This is a genomic window from Nocardioides lacusdianchii (genome assembly GCF_020102855.1).
GTDB lineage: Bacteria > Actinomycetota > Actinomycetes > Propionibacteriales > Nocardioidaceae > Nocardioides > Nocardioides lacusdianchii.
On the sequence record NZ_JADHZD010000003.1, the window covers coordinates 58,008 to 75,968 of the forward strand.

Annotated in this window: 16 protein-coding genes; 5 read left to right on the top strand and 11 right to left on the bottom strand. The window is 72.2% G+C overall.

What is annotated here, in order from left to right; genetic code table 11:
• The first annotated feature begins 106 nt into the window (after nt 1-106).
• Nucleotides 107-877 carry a sulfite exporter TauE/SafE family protein gene (locus IRX98_RS04855; RefSeq protein WP_224274328.1) on the top strand — a complete coding sequence of 257 codons (771 nt, stop codon included), beginning with the start codon at nt 107-109 and terminating at the stop codon, nt 875-877.
• Nucleotides 878-955: 78 nt separating this feature from the next.
• Here IRX98_RS04855 and IRX98_RS04860 read toward each other — a convergent pair whose 3' ends face one another.
• Nucleotides 956-5,818 carry an NAD-glutamate dehydrogenase gene (locus IRX98_RS04860; protein ID WP_224274330.1) on the bottom strand — a complete coding sequence of 1,621 codons (4,863 nt, stop codon included), beginning with the start codon at nt 5,816-5,818 and terminating at the stop codon, nt 956-958.
• A gap of 75 nt (nt 5,819-5,893) precedes the next feature.
• On the opposite strand from IRX98_RS04860, the gene IRX98_RS04865 reads away from it, so the two are divergent.
• Nucleotides 5,894-6,361, top strand: a complete 468-nt coding sequence (locus IRX98_RS04865) for a DUF2505 domain-containing protein (protein ID WP_224274332.1) — start codon at nt 5,894-5,896, stop codon at nt 6,359-6,361.
• On the opposite strand, the gene IRX98_RS04870 is transcribed toward IRX98_RS04865, so the two are convergent.
• From IRX98_RS04870 to IRX98_RS04885, 4 genes are read right to left on the bottom strand one after another with little or no spacing between them, the layout of a single operon-like run.
• Nucleotides 6,351-6,548, bottom strand: coding sequence for a hypothetical protein (locus IRX98_RS04870; RefSeq protein ID WP_224274333.1), 198 nt, complete (start codon nt 6,546-6,548; stop codon nt 6,351-6,353). The genes IRX98_RS04865 and IRX98_RS04870 overlap by 11 nt on opposite strands.
• 37 nt (nt 6,549-6,585) lie before the next feature.
• Entirely contained in the window at nt 6,586-8,214 is a 1,629-nt protein-coding gene (gene pruA / locus IRX98_RS04875) for an L-glutamate gamma-semialdehyde dehydrogenase (protein WP_224274334.1), read from the bottom strand.
• 46 nt (nt 8,215-8,260) lie between these two features.
• Entirely contained in the window at nt 8,261-8,605 is a 345-nt protein-coding gene (locus IRX98_RS04880; protein WP_224274335.1) for a DUF6912 family protein, read from the bottom strand.
• Complete coding sequence (locus IRX98_RS04885; RefSeq protein WP_224274336.1) at nt 8,602-10,032, bottom strand: wax ester/triacylglycerol synthase family O-acyltransferase; 1,431 nt, start codon at nt 10,030-10,032, stop codon at nt 8,602-8,604. Before IRX98_RS04885 ends, IRX98_RS04880 begins: the two co-directional genes overlap by 4 nt.
• Nucleotides 10,033-10,181: 149 nt before the next feature.
• Between IRX98_RS04885 and IRX98_RS04890 the strand changes: the two genes are divergently transcribed.
• Together IRX98_RS04890 and IRX98_RS04895 are read left to right on the top strand one after the other, a co-directional pair.
• Complete coding sequence (locus tag IRX98_RS04890) at nt 10,182-10,637, top strand: hypothetical protein (protein WP_224274337.1); 456 nt, start codon at nt 10,182-10,184, stop codon at nt 10,635-10,637.
• Nucleotides 10,634-11,968, top strand: coding sequence for a hypothetical protein (locus IRX98_RS04895; RefSeq protein WP_224274339.1), 1,335 nt, complete (start codon nt 10,634-10,636; stop codon nt 11,966-11,968). The genes IRX98_RS04890 and IRX98_RS04895 overlap by 4 nt, the downstream gene beginning before the upstream one ends.
• Here IRX98_RS04895 and IRX98_RS22510 read toward each other — a convergent pair.
• Genes IRX98_RS22510 through IRX98_RS04910 form a run of 3 tightly spaced genes read right to left on the bottom strand, consistent with a single transcriptional unit; the run spans nt 11,947 to nt 14,875 of the window.
• A complete protein-coding gene (locus IRX98_RS22510; RefSeq protein WP_224274341.1) occupies nt 11,947-12,825 on the bottom strand; it encodes a calcium-binding protein in 879 nt (292 codons plus the stop codon). The two genes, IRX98_RS04895 and IRX98_RS22510, sit on opposite strands and share 22 nt — an antisense overlap.
• A 60-nt stretch (nt 12,826-12,885) precedes the next feature.
• Nucleotides 12,886-14,163 carry a CpaE/TadZ family protein gene (locus IRX98_RS04905; RefSeq protein ID WP_224274343.1) on the bottom strand — a complete coding sequence of 426 codons (1,278 nt, stop codon included), beginning with the start codon at nt 14,161-14,163 and terminating at the stop codon, nt 12,886-12,888.
• 4 nt (nt 14,164-14,167) lie between these two features.
• Complete coding sequence (locus IRX98_RS04910) at nt 14,168-14,875, bottom strand: SAF domain-containing protein (protein WP_224274345.1); 708 nt, start codon at nt 14,873-14,875, stop codon at nt 14,168-14,170.
• A gap of 100 nt (nt 14,876-14,975) precedes the next feature.
• On the opposite strand from IRX98_RS04910, the gene IRX98_RS04915 reads away from it, so the two are divergent.
• Complete coding sequence (locus tag IRX98_RS04915) at nt 14,976-15,227, top strand: helix-turn-helix domain-containing protein (RefSeq protein ID WP_224274347.1); 252 nt, start codon at nt 14,976-14,978, stop codon at nt 15,225-15,227.
• On the opposite strand, the gene IRX98_RS04920 is transcribed toward IRX98_RS04915, so the two are convergent.
• From IRX98_RS04920 to sigE, 3 genes are read right to left on the bottom strand one after another with little or no spacing between them, the layout of a single operon-like run.
• On the bottom strand, nt 15,228-16,790 hold the full coding sequence (locus IRX98_RS04920) for a S1C family serine protease (protein WP_224274349.1): 1,563 nt from the start codon (nt 16,788-16,790) through the stop codon (nt 15,228-15,230). It abuts the gene before it with no gap.
• Nucleotides 16,787-17,308, bottom strand: a complete 522-nt coding sequence (locus IRX98_RS04925) for an anti-sigma factor family protein (protein WP_224274351.1) — start codon at nt 17,306-17,308, stop codon at nt 16,787-16,789. Before IRX98_RS04925 ends, IRX98_RS04920 begins: the two co-directional genes overlap by 4 nt.
• Nucleotides 17,309-17,310: 2 nt before the next feature.
• A complete protein-coding gene (gene sigE, locus IRX98_RS04930) occupies nt 17,311-17,895 on the bottom strand; it encodes an RNA polymerase sigma factor SigE (protein ID WP_372456018.1) in 585 nt (194 codons plus the stop codon).
• Nucleotides 17,896-17,961 lie beyond the last annotated feature (66 nt).

Consider the following 17,961-nt stretch of genomic DNA (forward strand, 5'->3'; position numbering starts at 1 on the left):
ACTGGCGCTGGTCGTCCTTGCGACGCTCTTGGCGTGACCTCGACCCCGCACTCCACAGTGTGTTGGTAGCGGGAGTTCTCTGCCCGCCACCGGCCCGCAGCACGCAGTGACCCTGCTCGAGGGCATCCTGGTCGTCGCGACCGGATTCGGCGCCGGCGTGCTGTCATCCACGGTCGGGGTCGCCTCCCTGCTCAGCTTCCCGGTCCTGGTCGCCCTCGGGCTGCCGCCGGTCGTCGCCAACGTCTCCAACACCCTCGGCCTGATCCCCGGCGGCCTGGGCGGCGTCCTGGGCTATCGCGACGAGGTCCGCGAGGCCGGCCCGATCGCCCGGGCGATCGTCCTCGTCTGCGCCCTCGGGGCCGTCGCCGGGGCAGCACTGCTGCTCGGCCTGCCTCCCGGCGTCTTCGAGGCGATCGTGCCGTGGCTGATCCTCTTCACCTGCCTGCTGGTCGGCGTACAGCCCCGGATCGCCCGGTGGCTGCGCGAGCGCCATGAGGCACGCCACGGCGAGGTGCGCGCCGAGCGCCGCCACATGTCCCCCGCCACGACGGCGTTCGCCACCGTGACCGGCGTCTACGGCGGCTACTTCGGCGCCGGGGCCGGCGTCATGATGGTCGCCGTCCTCGGGCTCGGGACCGACCTCGAGCTCCGGGTGGTGAACGGCCTCAAGACGCTGTCGCTGATGGTCGGCAACATCGTCGCGGGCCTCATCTTCATCGTCGTGGCCGAGCCGCGCTGGGACGTCGTGGTGACGCTCGCGGCAGGCTCCCTGGTCGGCGGCTACGTCGGCGCCCGGATCGGGCGCAAGCTGCCCGACGCGGTCTTCCGCTGGGCCGTCGTGGCCGCCGGCGTGGTCGCCGCGCTGCTGCTGTTCTGACCCGCGCCGGACGTCATGGCCGGTGGTTGCCCGGACGACCACTCGCCATGACGTCCGGGCCTCAGGTCGAGGCGTCCGTCAGGACAGCAGGCCGCGCACCACCCGCAGGCCCACCGACAGCCGGGCCAGCTCGGCGGTCTCCTCGCGGCAGATCTCCTCGAGGGTGGCACTGGCACGGGCGACCAGCTCCTCCTCGGAGTCCTCCCACGCAGCGACCCGCGCCGGGGCGCTGTCGTCGGCACTCGTCGACTCCAGCACCTGCGCGGTGAGCTGCTGGTGCACGCCGTAGAGGTCGTCGCGGACCGCGGCGCGCGCCATGGTCTGCCACCGGTCGTCGCGCGGCAGCGCGAAGATGCGCTCGACCAGCGCGGGCAGGCCCAGCCGCTCACCGAGGGCGAAGTGGACGCGGGCCACCTCCACCGGGTCGAGGCCGAGCCGGTCGGCGGTCTCCACGATCCCGAGCAGGGCGTACGCCGACGCCAGCACCGCGACGCGCGAGGCGAGGTCGGCGGGCACGCCGTGGTCGGTGAGCCGCTTCTCGCGGGCGCGGTAGTCGTCGAGCTCGCGGCCGCTCATGATGCCGGGCAGCTCGGCCATCACCGTCTGCACCGGGCCGCGGAAGAACTCCACGGTCGCGCTCGAGTCCAGCGGGGGCCGGCGGTTGGTGACCAGCCAGCGCGACGCGCGCTCGACCAGGGTGCGCATCTCGATGCGCATCCGGGTCTGGCGCTCGGCCGGCACCTGGTTGTCGAGGGCGGCGATCTCCTGGCGCAGCGGCAGCGAGCCGAAGATCTCGCGAGCCACGAAGTTCGCGCGGGTCAGGTCGGCCGGGCTCGCACCGGTCTCGCCCTGGAGCCGTGGCCAGAAGGTCATGCCGGCACCGTTGACGAGGTCGTTGACGACCTGGGTCACGATGATCTCGCGGCGCAGCGGGTGGTCCTCGATCGCCTGCTGGAGGTCGGGCACCATCTGCTTCGGGAAGTACGCCAGCAGGTCCTCGCGCAGGTAGGGGTCGTCGGGCAGGTCCGAGCCGATCAGCTCGTCGGCCAGCACGATCTTGGTCCACGCCATCAGCACCGAGAGCTCCGGCGCCGACAGCGCCTGCTTGCGGTCGAGGCGGCGCTTGACCTGGCGCGTGCTGGGCAGCCCCTCGAGCTCCCGGTTGAGCACGCCGCGCTTCTCCAGGGCCCGCATCCACTCCTCGTGCACGTGCAGGAGCGACGGCGCGTGGGCCTCGGCGTTGGCGAGCGCGAGGTTCTGCTCGTAGTTGTCGCGCAGCACCAGCGAGCCGACCTCGTCGGTCATCTCGGCGAGCAGCACGTTGCGCGCCGACTCGTCCATCGCACCCGAGCGCACCACGCGGTCGAGCAGGATCTTGATGTTGACCTCGTGGTCGGAGGTGTCCACCCCGGCGGAGTTGTCGATGAAGTCGGTGTTCATCCGACCGCCCTTGCCGCCGGCGCCGTAGCGGGCGTACTCCACCCGGCCGAGCTGGGTGAAGCCGAGGTTGCCGCCCTCGCCGATGCAGCGGGCGCGCAGGTCCTCGCCGTTGACGCGGATGGCGTCGTTGGCCTTGTCGCCGGCGTCGGCGTCGGTCTCCTCCGACGACTTCACGTAGGTGCCGATGCCGCCGTTCCACAGCAGGTCGACCGGCGCCAGCAGGATCGCCTTCATCAGCTCGACCGGCGTGAGCGCGGTGACGCCGGAGCCGAGGCCGAGCACCTCGCGCACCTGCGCGGAGACCGGGATCGACTTCGCCGAGCGCGGCCACACGCCGCCGCCCTCGGAGATCAGCGAGGTGTCGTAGTCCTTCCAGCTCGATCGCGGGAGATCGAAGAGCCGGCGCCGCTCGGCGTAGGACGACGCGGCGTCGGGCGCCGGGTCGATGAAGATGTCGCGGTGGTCGAACGCCGCGACCAGCCGGGTGTGCTCGGAGCAGAGCATGCCGTTGCCGAAGACGTCGCCGGACATGTCACCGATGCCGACCGCGGTGAAGTCCTCGCGCTGGCAGTCGATGCCCATCTCGCGGAAGTGGCGCTGCACCGAGACCCACGCACCTCGGGCGGTGATGCCCATCGCCTTGTGGTCGTAGCCGACGGAGCCGCCGGAGGCGAAGGCGTCGCCGAGCCAGAAGCCGTAGTCCTTGGCCACGCCGTTGGCGATGTCGGAGAAGGTCGCGGTGCCCTTGTCGGCGGCCACCACGAGGTAGGAGTCGTCGCCGTCGTGACGCACCACCCCGGTCGGCGGCACGGTCTCGCCGTCGACGAGGTTGTCGGTGATGTCGAGCAGGCCGGAGATGAAGGTCTTGTAGCAGGCCACGCCCTCGGCCAGCCACGCGTCGCGGTCGGAGGGGTCGGGCAGCTGCTTGCAGAAGAACGCGCCCTTCGCACCGACCGGCACGATCACGGTGTTCTTCACCATCTGCGCCTTGACCAGGCCGAGCACCTCGGTACGGAAGTCGTCGCGTCGGTCCGACCAGCGCAGGCCACCGCGGGCGACCGAGCCGAAGCGCAGGTGCGAGCCCTCCACGCGCGGGCTGTAGACGAAGATCTCGTAGCGCGGGCGCGGCTCGGGCAGGTCGGGGATCGCCGACGGCTCGAGCTTGAAGGAGATGTAGTTGTGCACCTGCCCTTCGGCGGTGCGCTGGAAGAAGTTCGTGCGGAGCGTGGCGCGCACGAGCGTGCGGTAGGAGCGCAGGATGCGGTCGTGGTCGAGGCTCACCACGTCGTCGAGCGCCTTGGCCAGTCGCTCCTCGATCGCCTCGACCTTGGCGGTGCGGGCCTCGGCGTCGGCCTCGAGCGCGCGGTCGCCGCGACCGGGGTCGAAGCGCGCCTCGAAGAGCTCGACGAGCAGCCGCGTGATGTCGACGTTGTTGCGCAGCGCCTCCTCGATGTAGTCGAGGGCGAAGGGCGAGTTGCCCTGCTTGAGGTACTTCGCGTAGGCCCGCAGCACCGTGGCCTGGCGCCACGTCAGCCCGGCGGCGAGGACGAGCTGGTTGAAGCCGTCGATCTCGTTGTAGCCGTCCCACACCGCCCGCAGCGCCTCGGCGAAGAGGGTGCGCTCGTGGGGCGGGAGCGTACGCCCGTGGCGCAGGCCGAACTCGTAGATGTAGGTGGGCCGGCCCAGGCCCGCGAGCTCGTAGGGGCGCTCGTCGACGACCTCGACGCCCATCGAGGTGAGCATCGGGAGCATCGTGCTCAGGGAGAGCGGCTCACCGACGCGGAAGACCTTGAGGCGCGACTCGCCGCGGCGGTAGAGGCCGGACTGCTGGTCCTGGTCGAAGAGCGCGAGGTCGATGCCCACCGGGCCCTCGATCGCCTCGATGCGGCCGACGTCGGCAGACCCGCGCTGGGGCTGGTAGTCCTCCTTGTAGGCCTCGGGGAACGCGTCGGCCCAGGCCCTGGCCAGCCGCGACCCGCGGTCCTCGCCGTACTCGCCCACCACGGCGGCCATGAAGTCGTCGCGCCACGAGCGCGACGCCTCGGTCAGGCGGCGCTCGAGGTCGGGGACGTTGATCTCGGGGATGTGGTCGCCCTTGGGCGGGTGGACGACGAAGTGCACGCGCGCGGTGGTGGACTCGTTGACGCGGGCGGTGAACTCGACGTGCTCGCCGCCGAGGTCCTCGCGCAGGATGTCGGAGAAGCGCTCGCGCACGGCGGTGCTGTAGCGGTCGCGCGGCAGGTAGACCAGGACCGAGACGTAGCGGCCGTAGGTGTCGCGGCGCACGAAGGCCCGCAGCTGGCGACGCTCGCGGGCGAACATCACGTCCTGTGCGATCGGGGCGAGCTCGTCGGGCGAGGTGTGGAACAGCTCGTCGCGGGGGTAGTTCTCCAGGGTGTCCATCAGCGCCTTGCCGGCGTGGCTGCGCGGGTCGAAGCCGGCGTGGCGCATCACCTCGGTGACCTTCGAGCGCAGCACCGGGATGCGGGTGACGGACTCGGTGTAGGCCGCGCTCGAGAACAGGCCGAGGAAGCGGCGCTCACCGACGACCTCGCCGTCCGCGCCGAACGTCTTGACGCCGACGTAGTCGAGGTAGGCCGGGCGGTGCACGGTCGCGCGGGAGTTGGCCTTGGCCAGCACCAGCAGCGTCTTCTCGCGGGCCTTGGCCTTCGCCAGCGGCGGCAGCTTGGCGAACGAGCTCGACAGGTCCTGGTCGCTGCGCAGGATGCCGAGCCCGGAGCCGGGCACGGCGCGCAGCCCGCACTCGTCGGGCGCCCCCTGCTCGGCCTCGAGCAGGTACTCGCGGTAGCCGAGGAACGTGAAGTGGTCGTCGGCCAGCCAGGTGAGGAAGTCGCGGCCCTCGCGCAGCTCGGCGTCCGCCAGCGGCGGCGGGTCCTGGTCGAGCTGGTCGACCACGGCCAGCACCTGGGCGTGCATCTTGGCCCAGTCCTCCACCGACTCGCGTACGTCGCGCAGCACCCGCTGCACGCCCTCGGTGATCTCGGCGGCCTCGTCGTCGTCGGTGCGGTCGATCTCCACGTGCATCCAGGACTCGGCACCGGACTCGGCGGTGCCGGCACGCGGCTCGACGACGTGGACGGCCACCTCCTGCAGCTCGCCGGTGATGTCGCGCTCGACCGTGAACTGCGGGTGGATCACCGCGTGCACGTTGTGGCCCTGGCGGTTGAGCTCCATGGTCACCGAGTCGACGAGGAACGGCATGTCGTCGGTGACGACCTCGACGACCGAGCGGCCCGAGGCCGACCAGCCGGACTCGGCGCTCGTGGGCGTGACGACGCGGACCGCGGCGGTGCCCTGCGGCCGGGAGGCAGCCAGCTCGCGGTGCGAGGCGACAGCACCGAGCAGGTCCTCCGGCGAACGCTCGGCGACCTCCTCCGGTGCGACGTGCCGGTAGTAGGCGCGGAGCAGGTCACCCCATGCGGGGCGAGCCCGGGTCGCGGCGTCGAGCTGCTGGTCCTTGGTCTCCTCGGGCGTGGCCACCCACCGACCATAGGACCCGCCGTGTGACGCTCACAACAGGGGGGTGGAGGCTGTTGCTGGGCCATGATGGGTGCCATGAAGAAGCTCTCCAAGAAGCTCACCTACGACGCCTCCGCCGACGCCGTGGCCGCCATGCTCGACGACCCCGCCTTCCGCGAGGCGGTGCTCGAGCGCCAGCGCGTCAAGCGCGGCTCGGTCGCCATCGACGGCGACGTGGCGCGGATCGAGCAGGTGCGCTCCGCCGACGACATCCCCTCCTTCGCCCAGAAGTTCGTCGGCGACGAGATCGTGATCGTGCAGACCGAGACCTGGACCTCCGCGCACGGTGCCGACGTGGAGCTGGCCATCCCCGGCAAGCCGGGCGAGGCGGTCGGCACGCTGGTGCTGGTCGAGTCCGGCGACACGACCACGGAGACCGTCGAGCTCGACGTCAGCGTGAAGATCCCCCTGGTCGGCGGCAAGATCGAGGCGATGATCGCCGACATGATCGGCCACGCCCTCGACGTCGAGCACCAGGTCGGCGTGGAGTGGCTCAGCCGCTGACGTCGGGCCGGGCCTCGTCCCTCGCCAGGGCCTGACGCTCCTCCTCGGCCGCGTCCTCGCGCCGGCGCGCGCGGACGACGAGCCCGAGCACGACGAACGGCCCGAAGGCGAGCAGCAGCGTGAGCACCTGCTCGAACGGGTGCAGGGCACCCATGTGCCACAGCGGGCGGAGGACGGGGTCGATCACGACCCCATCCTCCCCCACCCCGTCGTGGCGGGCGACCTCAGCCCTGGTGCGGGTAGAGGTGCTCCTTCGGCGGCACGAACGTCTCCTTGATCGAGCGCGGCGAGGTCCAGCGCAGCAGGTTGACCGCAGCGCCGGCCTTGTCGTTGGTGCCCGACGCCCGGCCTCCGCCGAACGGCTGCTGGCCCACGACCGCACCGGTCGGCTTGTCGTTGATGTAGAAGTTGCCGGCGGCGAAGCGCAGCGTCTTGCGCGCCCAGGCGATGGCCGCACGGTCCTGGGCGATGATCGCCCCGGTGAGGGCGTACGGCGCGAACGACTCCATCTGCGCGACGACCTGCTCGAAGCGGTCGTCGTCGTAGACGTGGACGGCGAGGATCGGGCCGAAGTACTCGGTGCTGAACATCTCGTCGGTGGGGTCGCCGCCCTCGACGATGGTGGGGCGCACGAAGAAGCCCTCGGAGTCGTCGACCTGCCCGCCGGCGAGGATGTCGAGCCCGTCCGTGGCGCGGGCCCGCTCGATGGCCACCTTGTGCTTGTCGAAGGCCCGCTGGTCGATCACCGCTCCCATGAAGTGGGACAGGTCGGTGACGTCGCCCATCGACAACGCGTCAGTGTCGGCGATCAGCTGGTCCTTGATCCTCACCCAGACCGAGCGCGGGACGTAGGCCCGTGAGGCGGCCGAGCACTTCTGGCCTTGGAACTCGAACGCACCGCGCATCATTGCCACCCGCAGCACGTCGGGGTCGGCCGAGGGGTGGGCGACGATAAAGTCCTTGCCGCCGGTCTCGCCGACGGTCCGCGGGTAGGCGCGGTAGCCCTCGATGTTCTCCCCGATCGTGCGCCACAGGTGCTGGAACGTCGGCGTCGAGCCGGTGAAGTGGATCCCGGCCAGGTCGCGGTGCGGCATGACCACCTTCGACACGTCGAGGCCGTCGCCGGGCAGCATGTTGATGACGCCGGGCGGCATACCGGCCTCCTCGAGCAGCTCCATCGTCAGCGAGGCAGCGAGCTGCTGGGTCGGCGACGGCTTCCAGATCACCGTGTTGCCCATCAGCGCCGGAGCGGTGGGCAGGTTGCCGGCGATCGCGGTGAAGTTGAACGGCGTGATCGCGTAGACGAAGCCCTCGAGCGGGCGGTGGTCGGTGCGGTTCCAGATGCCGGGGCTGTTGGCGATCGGCTGGTCGGTGAGGATCTGCTTGGCGTAGTGGACGTTGAAGCGCCAGAAGTCGATCAGCTCGCACGCCGCGTCGATCTCGGCCTGGAAGGCCGTCTTGGACTGGCCGAGCATGGTCGCGGCGTTGAGCCGCTGGCGCCACGGCCCGGCGAGCAGGTCGGCGGCCTTGAGGATGATCGCGCACTTCTCGTCGAACGGCATCGCCTGCCACGCCGGCGCGGCGTCGGCCGCGGCCTTGACCGCCGCCTCGGCGTCGGAGGTCGTGGAGTTCTTCAGCGTGCCGAGCACGTGGGCGTGGTCGTGGGGCTGCACGACCTTGATCTCCGCGCCGCCACCGTCGCGGTGCTCACCGCCGATGACGGCGGGGAAGCTGCGCTCCTCGCCCTCGAGCCGGGCCAGCTCCGCGACCAGGTCCTCGCGCTCCGGGCTGCCGGGGGCGTAGGTGAGGTTGGGCTCGTTGGTGGGGGCCGGCGGGAAGGTGATCGCGTCCATGCCGCTGATCGTGTCAGAGACTGACCGGTGCCTCAAAGTGCCTGCGTCAGCGACCGGTGAGGAGGTCGCCGACCTCCTGGGTGGCCCACCAGGCGAGGTCGTCGTCGGGGTGCGCGTCGTCGCGGTCGTCGACGTGCACGGCCACCACCTCACGCCACGTCGCGGGCGCGTCGGTGGTGGCGGTCTCGACGACCACCACCACCCGGCGACGCTGCCCGGCGGGCAGTCCCGCCACCAGCTCCGCAGAGGCGTCGGCGGCGGTCATCAGGGCGGCGTACTCGGTCTCCTCGCCGTCGTCCTCGGCCAGGACGGGATCGGTCAGGGACGGACCCTCGCGCTCCCAGTCCTCGGCCAGGCGGGGCAGGGTGCTGGGCACGTAGCGGCGGGTCACTTCTTGCGTCCTCGGGGTGCGCGCGGGCGCGAGTCCGAGGCGGAGTCCTTGAGCTCCTCCAGCGACTCGAGCACGCACTGGCCGAGCGTGTCCGCGTCGGCGACGGCGTCGCGGTCGGCGGTGATGCCGTAGAACACCCCGCCGTCGTAGGACGTCACGCCGATGGCCAGCGGGTGGTCGGGCAGCAGCGGGTGGACGGGGTAGGACTCCAGCATCCGCGCGCCGTCGGCGTACAGCGGGAACTGCGGGCCCGGCACGTTGGTGATCGACATGTGGAAGCCGTGGCGCAGCTCGGCGGCGGCCAGGCGCGAGCCGAGCGCGTGGAAGGTCGTCGGGGCGAAGCCCGCGATGCCCGACAGCCTCCGGGCCGACACGTTGCGGCCGTTGTCGCGGTGGGCCCTGAGGTCGTAGCTCACCTGGTGCAGGCGGACGACCGGGCTCGGCTCGCTGACCGGCAGGTTGACGAGGTGGCCGGTGATCTGGGTGCCGAGCGAGGTGGCCTCGAGCTCGTCGTCGATGACCGACATCGGCACGATCGCCTTGATGGTCCGCAGTCCCGCCATCGACTCCGCGCGCGCCATCAGCCAGCCGCGCAGGCCGCCGGCGATCGTGGCGAGGATGACGTCGTTGACGGTGCCGCCGTGCACCTCACGGATCGCGCGGTAGTCGGCCAGCTCGGTGCGTACGGCGACGAAGCGGCGCTGCTGGGAGAGCTTGCGGTGCACCGGCGTGGAGTGCACCGGACCGCGGCCGGCGAGCGCGCTGGCGACCTCCGCGACACGGGCACCCGAGGCCGAGGCCTGACGGCCCATCGCCTCGGCGTTGGCCCGGGTCGTCGACCACAGCGTGCGAGGGCTCTCGAGGCTGTCGGTGACCGCGTTGAGGGCAGCCGCCACCGGACCGGCCGTACGCCGGGGGCGCCAGTCGTCGTCGTGCCCGAGGGTCGAGCGGTCGGGCGAGGTGTCCAGCAGCACCTGCCCGATGTCGACGGTCTCGCGACCGTCGACGAGGATCTGGTGGCTCTTGGTGAGCAGCGCGATGTGTCCGTGGGCCAGGCCCTCGACGAAGTAGCACTCCCACAGCGGACGGCTGCGGTCGAGCGGGCGTGAGGCGATGCGCGCGACGAGCTCGCGGAGCTGGTCCATGGTGCCCGGGCGCGGCAGCGCGGAGCGGCGTACGTGGTAGCCGAGGTCGAAGTTCTCGTCGTCCACCCAGGCCGGGTTGGCCAGGCGTCCCGGCACCACCTGCAGCCGCTGGCGGTAGCGCGGCACGAACGCGATGCGGTCGGCGATCAGCTCGACCAGCCGGTCGTGGTCGAAGCCGGAGTCACCCGGGTCGAAGACCTCGACCGTCGCGTTGTGCATGGGCGTTGTCGGGGACTCGGCGGCCAGGATCGCCAGGTCCCGCGGCCCGAGCCGATCACTCATGCACGTGCTCGCTGCGCTCGCTCATGGGGTGCGCCCCTTCCTGAGGCCGAGTCGTCGATGGCTTGTCCCGCATGGGATTCTGGCAGAGGCGCTGGCACGGCGTGAGCCGTGGCCACCGTCACTCGTGGAACAGTCGTTAGGAGAAACCTGTGTCCGGTCGCGGTCTCGCGCGCCTCGCCCCCCTCGTCCTCGTCCTCGCCGGGAGCCTCAGCGCCTGCGGTGACGACGCCGACCCCGCGACGGGAAGCCCGGCGGCGAGCGAGTCCCCGAGCTCCTCCCCGAGCTCCTCCCCGAGCTCCTCGACCTCCGAGGACGAGTCAGGCAGCGAGGACACCGGCGACGACACCGTGACCGTCGAGGTGACCCGCGAGGGCGACACCTTCACGCCGAACGGTGAGCGTGTCGAGATGGCCGTCGGCCAGACACTCGTCCTGCAGGTCACCGCCGACGAGGCCGGTGAGCTCCACGTGCACAGCACCCCCGAGCAGGACCTGGCCTACGAGGCCGGCACCTCCGAGCACGAGATCACCGTCGACCGTCCCGGCGTGGTCGAGGTCGAGAGCCACGACCCCGACTCGATCGTGCTCCAGCTCGAAGTCCGTTGAGCCCGGGCGCCGGCGGCGCGATCTCGGCCCACGGGCTGGGCGGCGCCAAGGACCTCCCGATCCCCTCCGAGCTGGCCATCGCCGGCGCGGTCGCGGCACTGGTGATCTCCTTCACCGTCCTCGCGGTCGCGTGGCGTGAGCCGCGCTACGACGCGGCGACCAGCGGCAGGCCCGCGCCCGCCTGGCTCGACCGGCTGGTGTCCTCGCGAGCGCTGGCCGTCGCAGCGCGGGTGCTGGGCATGGCGTTCTTCCTCTACGTCGGGGCCGCGGCCGTCTTCGGCAAGGACAGCCTCACCAACCCCTTCCTCGGCACCTTCTACGTGCTGCTGTGGGTCGGGCTGGTCCCTGCGTCCCTGCTGTTCGGTGAGTTCTTCAAGGCCGTGAGCCCGGCGCGCACGATCGCCATGCTCTTCGCCAGGATCTCCGGCGTGCCCGAGGGACAGGGGCTGTACGCCTACCCCGCACGCCTGGGCTACTGGCCGGCGGCAGCGGGACTCTTCGCCTTCGTCTGGCTCGAGCTGGTCTACCCCGCCTCCACCGACCTCGGTCCCGTACGCCTGTGGGTCGCGGCCTACCTCGGCATCATGCTGATCGGCTCCGCGGTGTGGGGCACGACGTTCCTCGCCCGCGCGGACCCCTTCGAGGTCTACTCCTCGCTCGTGGCGAAGCTGTCGGTCTGGGGTCGCCGCGAGGGCCGGCTCGTGATCCGCAGCCCGCTGGCCAACCTCGACACGCTGGTCGCGCGCCCGGGCCTGGTCGCGGTCGTCGGCATCCTCTTCGGCAGCACGGCCTTCGACTCCTTCCGGGAGTCCACTCCCTGGCTCAAGCTCGTGCAGTCGATGTCGGCGTCGCGGGTGCTGCCCGACACCCTGGCGCTGGTGTGCTTCTCAGCCGGCGTCGCGCTCGTGCTGACGCTGGCCACGATGGCCACCGGCGTCACCAGCGAGACCCCGCGCCGGGCGCTGCCCGACCTCTTCGCCCACTCGGTCGTGCCGATCATCGTGGGCTACATCGTCGCCCACTACCTGACCTACTTCGTCGAGTACGGACAGCTGACGATCATCCAGCTCAGCGACCCGTTCACCCGCGGCGACGACTACCTCGGCACCGCCGACCTGGCGGTCGACTACTGGCTCTCGACGCACCCGACGTTCCTCGCCGTGACGAAGGTGGTGGCGGTCGCCCTCGGGCACGTCGTCGGTGTCGTCGCAGCACACGATCGCGCCATCAAGCTGCTCCCCCGGCGCCACCAGCTGACCGGTCAGCTCCCGCTGCTCGTGGCGATGGTCGGCTTCACCGTGGGTGGGCTCTACCTGTTGTTCGCGGCCTGACGCGCAGGCGCGGTGACCGGACCGTAGGGCCAGCCGGCCGGGAGGTCGGTCACGGTCATCTCGAACTCACAGGTGCCGTAGGGGTCGACGACGTCGAGCGGGTCACGCCAGCCGACGAAGACGACCCGGTCGGACTGGCCCTGCTCCTGGCCGCCGTCGTCGCAGCGGATCTTGTCGACCGAGCCGTCGGGCAGGACGTAGATCGTGTCGCTGCCCTGCTCGGTGAAGACCTTGTCGGCACCCGGACCGAGGAAGACGACGTCGTCGCCCTCGTCGCCCTTGATCAGCCAGTCGTGGCCGTCGCCGTCGACGAGCACGTCGTTGCCCGCGCCGCCCTGGATGGCGCCGTCGTCGCCGGCGCCGCCGTCGATCCAGTCGTTGCCGGCGCCACCGATCATCTTGTCGGAGCCCTCGCCGCCGATGAGGCGGTCGTCGCCGTCGTTGCCGCCGAGGAGGTCGTTGCCGACCTCGCCGTAGACGACGTCGTTGCCGGTGTTGGAGGCCAGGATGTCGTCACCCTCGCCGCCGTACATCACGTCGTCGCCCTGGCCGCCGTCGACCTTGTCGTTGCCGAGGCCGCCCGCGACCCAGTCGTCGCCCGGCTGCAGCGTGATCCAGTCGTTGCCGCCGTCGCCGTAGACGACGTCGTGGCCCTTGCCGGCATAGATGGTGTCGTCACCGCCGTAGCCGCGCACCCGGTCGCGGCCGCCGAGGGACATGATCCGGTCCGCCTTGGCCCGGCCCACGATGACGTCGTCGGTCGTGGTCCCGCGCGCCACGGGCGCTGCGAGGGCTGGCGTGGCGGTCAGGGCGAGCGCCGTCAGGGCGAAGACGCCGGCGCGCGGAGCAGAAATCACGTGGGTTCTCCTTGGAATCAGAACCCAATCTAAGTTGAATCTTGAGGTTTAGCACCATTTTCACCGGGTTCGTCTCCGGCGTGCCCGCGCGCTCCTCCTCCCCCGGCCCTGCTCGGGCACGACGGATGCCGGGAACACCGCGTCGGTGAGCGTGGCAAGCGCCTGGCCCAGCACCGAGTCCCCGACCTCCCGCACCGGCAGCCCCGCCACCAGCGCACGGTCCAGACCAGGTCGGTCCTCGGGCAGGAAGTGCAGTCCCGCCGCCCGCGTGAAGCCCTCGACCATGCCGGCGATCTCCTTTTCCGACCACCCGATCGAGGGACGCATCCGGTTCACGACGACCCGCACCGGGGCGGCGTACGCCTGCGCGCGCAGGTCGACCAGCCCGCGGGCCAGCCGCGCCAGGCCGACAGGGTCGGCCGCGCCCACCACCACGATCTCGTCGGCCTGCTCGAGGGCGGTCAGTGTCAAGGCGTTGCGGCTCGGGCGCCCACCGAAGTCGGATGCCGTGTCGTCCTCTAGGCAGAAGCCCGTGTCGACGACGACCTGGCCGAGGTCGCGCGAGCGCTCGAGGAGCTGCTCGACCTGCGCGGTCCGGACCTCGCGCCACCGGTCCGCCCGCGGGAGGCCGGTCACCACGGCCAGGTGGTCACCCACCCCGCGGCACACCGAGGTGAAGCGCTCGTCGAGGTGTCCGGCTGCGGCCAGTCGCGCTGCCGACAGCAGGCCCGAGACCTCGTCGAGGATCCCGAGCTGCTGAGCCACCGCACCGCCGTAGGGGTCGAGGTCCGCCAGGACCACGTCCGTCCCGCGGCCGGCGAGCTCGCAGGCGAGGTGGGTGGCCACGGTCGTCCGTCCGGGGGCGCCGGCGGGGCCCCACACGGCCACCACCCGGCCCGCCTCCGTCGCGGAGGCCACCGGGGCGAGGGCGGGCACCGCCCGGCCGGGGGACGGGTCGGCGGGACGCACCCTGGTGTCGGCCGCGTCCTCGACCGTCACCACGACGTCGGGGAGCGTCGCGAGCTCCTCGGAGCCCACCACCGCGGTGATGCCCAGCCGCTGGGCGCGCTCGCGCACGTCGACGTCGGACGACGCGGAGGTGGTCACGGCGACCGGCCGGACGGCGTGGCGCCGCAGGTGCGACACCGATGCCGGGTCCAGCCCGGGGGCGTCGAGGGACACCACCGCGACGTCGGCCTGCCCGCTGGACACCGCTGCGAGCAGGTCGTCCACGTCGACGCAGCGCTTGAGCACGACCACGCCCGGGCGCGCCTCGAGGTCAGCCAGGGCGGGTGACTCCCAGGCCTCGCCCGCAGCCATGACGAGCACGCAGATCACGACCTCACCCCCGGCCGACGACCCGGACGCGGTCGTCCCCACTGGCCGCGAGGACGAGGCCGAGGGACTCCTCCTCGTCGACGGGGACCGAGAGCACCAGCTGCCGGCTGGTCGCGGACGCGAAGGAGTCGGCGACGACGGGAGCGTCGAGCACGACGATGTCCTCGAGCACGGGCTCTGCACCCGCACCGCGTCGTCCGCCGCCGGTGCCGAGGGTGCCCTCGCCGATCACCCAGACGTCGACCCGTGAGCCGCGGACCACGTCGGGCGGCACATGCTCGGCGGCCACGGCGATCGACACCGCCACCGCGTCCTCGTCGGCGGCCTCCCCCAGCGCAGCCGCCGGCACCAGCTCGCCGGCCGCCAGCGGGCGGGTCAGCGTCAGGGCGGCCGGGAGCTCCTCGCCGACGGCGAGGTAGAGCTCGCGGTCCAGGTCGTCGCCGAAGCGGACGCGCGTCGCCTCCAGGTCGTCGGCGCCCACCGTCTGACCGGCGACGAGGTCGGTGGAGGCCGACCAGACCTGGGTCATGTCGTCGGCGCCGGCGAGGATCCGTGCCCCGGCGACGACCGAGCCGGTGACGAGGGCGACGCCGATCCACAACCGCGGGTCGCGCCAGCCCGGACGGGTGGCACGCGTCGCCGGCGGCACGTCGAGGCCGCCGGTGGTGCGGGAGGGATGGCGCGAGGAGTTCCGAGACAGGATCCGAGACACGGGGCCATCATTGCCATGCCGCGCCGAGTTCACACCTGTCTCTCCACAGGCACCGGGAGGTCGGCCACGGGCGCGACCGCCTCGGTGGCACCATGACCCCATGGCCGACGACCCCCGCTTCCTGACGCTCGCCGACGTCGCCGAGGTGCTCAACACCTCGAGCGCGCAGGTCTACGCGCTCGTGCGTCGCGGCGACCTGCCGGCGATCAAGATCGGCGGACGCGGCCAGTGGCGCGTGGAGCGGGTGCAGCTCGAGGACTTCATCCAGCGGATGTACGCCGAGACGCGCACCTTCGTCGACCAGCACCCCTTCGTCGAGGCGGACGCCGGTGCGGACCAGGCGAGGGACTGACTAGCCGACCTTGCCGTCGAGCTCGACCTGAACGACCCGCTCCTCGCCACCGCGCACGACCGACATCTCGACGGTCTCGCCGGGCAGGTGCGTCCGGATCGCCACGATGAGGGCGATGCCGTCGTTGACGGGCTGGTCGTCGACCGAGGTGATGACGTCGTCCTGCTGGAGGCCGGCCCGCTCGGCCGGGGTGTCGGGCATGACCTCGGTGATCGTCGCGCCCTCCGCGTCGGGCTCGCCACCGGTGCGGACCTGCGCCCCGATGACGGGGTACTCCGCCCTGCCGGTGCGCAGGATCTGGTCCACCGTCGTGCGGACCTGCTCGATCGGGATGGCGAAGCCCACGCCGATGTTGCCGGACTCCCCGGACGCGCCGCCGGTGGTCGCGATGGCGGAGTTGACCCCCACCACCTCGCCGGCGAGGTTCACCAGCGGACCGCCGGAGTTGCCCGGGTTGATCGCGGCGTCGGTCTGGACGGCGTTGATGTACGACGACTCGTCGTCGGACTCCCCCGACGTGGTGACCGGTCGGTTCAGGGCGCTGACGATGCCGGAGGTGACGGTCTGGCTCAGGCCGAGCGGGGCACCGAAGGCGACGACGGACTCGCCGACACGCAGCACCTGGGACGCCCCGAGCGCCGCCGGCTCGAGCGATCCGGCGTCCTCGACGGTCAGCACGGCGAGGTCGTAGACCGCGCTGCGGCCCAGGACGGTCGCCTCGCGGCGCTGACCCGCCTGGTCGATGACGATGATCGACCCGTCGTCCGCGGCGGCCGACGCGACGACGTGGTTGTTGGTCACCACGTGGCCGTCGCGGTCGAGCACGAACCCGGAGCCGGTGGCGCCGGCGGCCTGGCCGTCGAGCTCGGCGAGGATCTGCACCGTGCTCGGCAGCAGCGCCTGGGCGACGGCCGAGACCGAGCCGTTGTCGGCCTCGAGGGGCGCGGCAGCCTGCGTGCGCACTCCCCCGAGCCCGTTGTCGTTGGTGCCGCGCTGCGAGGCCAGCTCGTCCTGGAGCGCGCCGCCGGCGAGGCCGCCGAGGATGCCCACGACGAGGGCGAGGCACGCGACGGCCGGCCACACCCACAGCGGGAGGCGTCGCGTGGACGCGGGCCGGGCGTACGGCGACCGGGCGTAGGGCGGCTGGCCGTAGGGGGCCTGGCCCGGAGCGGGCTGGCCGTAGGGGCTGGGGCCGGGGCCGAACCACGGGCCGGGACCGGGACCCTGCCGCATCGGCACGGTCGGCGCCGCCGGCCCGTCCGGACGCTGCTCGACAGCGTCCCCGATGGTGGCGGGCGGCTGGTCGGAGGTCTCGTCGGCGGACGGGGGCGGTCCGGCGAGCATGTTCTCGTCGCGGCCGTAGGGCAGGCCGTCGGGCTGCACCGCCGGCTCGGGTGCCGGTCCGGCCTCGGGCGCCGGCTCGGGCGCCGTCGCGCGCTCCTCGGTCCGTGACGCGGGGTCGCGCCACCCCGCGAGGGGCTGCGTCGGCTCCGTCCCGTCGTGGGTCGGGCCGTCGGAGGGGTCGTCGTACGCCTGGTCGTCCGGCTCGCGCTCGTCGCTCACGGAGCAATCTTCTCCCGGATCGCCACGAGGCGCTCGGCCAGGGGCGTCCGGGAGGGTGACACGGGCCCGCGGGCGGACCGGTCGTCGACGTTGACCGCGGGGGTCGCCGGGACGGTCGGACGGGTGAGGTCGGTGGTGGGCGGACGGGGGTCCACGCGGGGCGCACCGGCGGCACCGAGCACGAGGACACCGACGACGCAGGCGCTGGCCGCACCGCCTCCGATGGCCACGAGGCCGCGACGGGGACGGTGACCGGCGACCGGGAAGGCAGCGGGCGTCAACGGCGACGGAGAGCCCGAGGCAGCGGCACAGCGGCCGAGGAGAGAGGTCTTGAAGTCGTGGGAGGCCGTCGAGTCGCCCATCGAGAGCTGGGCGAGCTGGGTCTTGACCCAGCCCTCCTGCTCGACGAGGTCACGGCAGGTGTGGCAACCGTGGACGTGGCTCCAGCAGCGCTCCTCCTCCTCCGGCGCGAGGCGGCCGTCGAGGAGGGCGCTGACGCGCGATCCGAGGTGGCTCATGCTCACACCGTCCCACGCGGCTGGTGTGGACCGGAGTAGCGCTGGCGTCCCTCGGTGGGCTCGCGGTGCGCGAGGGCCGTGCGGAGCATCGTGCGGCCCCGGTGGATGCGCGAGCGGACGGTGCCGAGCTTCGCGCCCATGATCTCGGCGATCTCCTCGTAGCTCAGGCCCTCCACGTCGCACAGCACGACGGCGGCGCGGAAGTCCGGGGGCAGCGTGGCGAGCGCGGTCTCGATGTCGTCGTCGAAGGTCCGGTCGGCGAAGGCCAGCTCGGGAGCCGGGGCCGCGCTGGTGAGCCGGGCGGCGCGCTCGTCGGAGAGGGGGTCGAAGCGGATCCGTTGCTTGCGTCGCGCCCCGTCGAGGAAGAGGTTGGTGGTGATGCGGTGCAGCCAGCCCTCGAAGGTGCCGGGGGTGTAGGTGTCGAGCGACCGGAAGACACGCACGAAGACCTCCTGCGTGAGGTCCTCGGCGTCGGGCCGGTTGCCGGTGAGGCGGTAGGCCAGGCGGAAGACGCGGTCGGAGTGCTGCTCGACGACCTCGTCCCAGGTCGGGACCTGACTCGTGGTGGTGCCGACCTGCTCGCCCACGGGCGCTCCCTGGCTCGACTTCCTCGACCGCAGCTGCAACGGTTCGCTGTCCTTCCTGACGCTAGG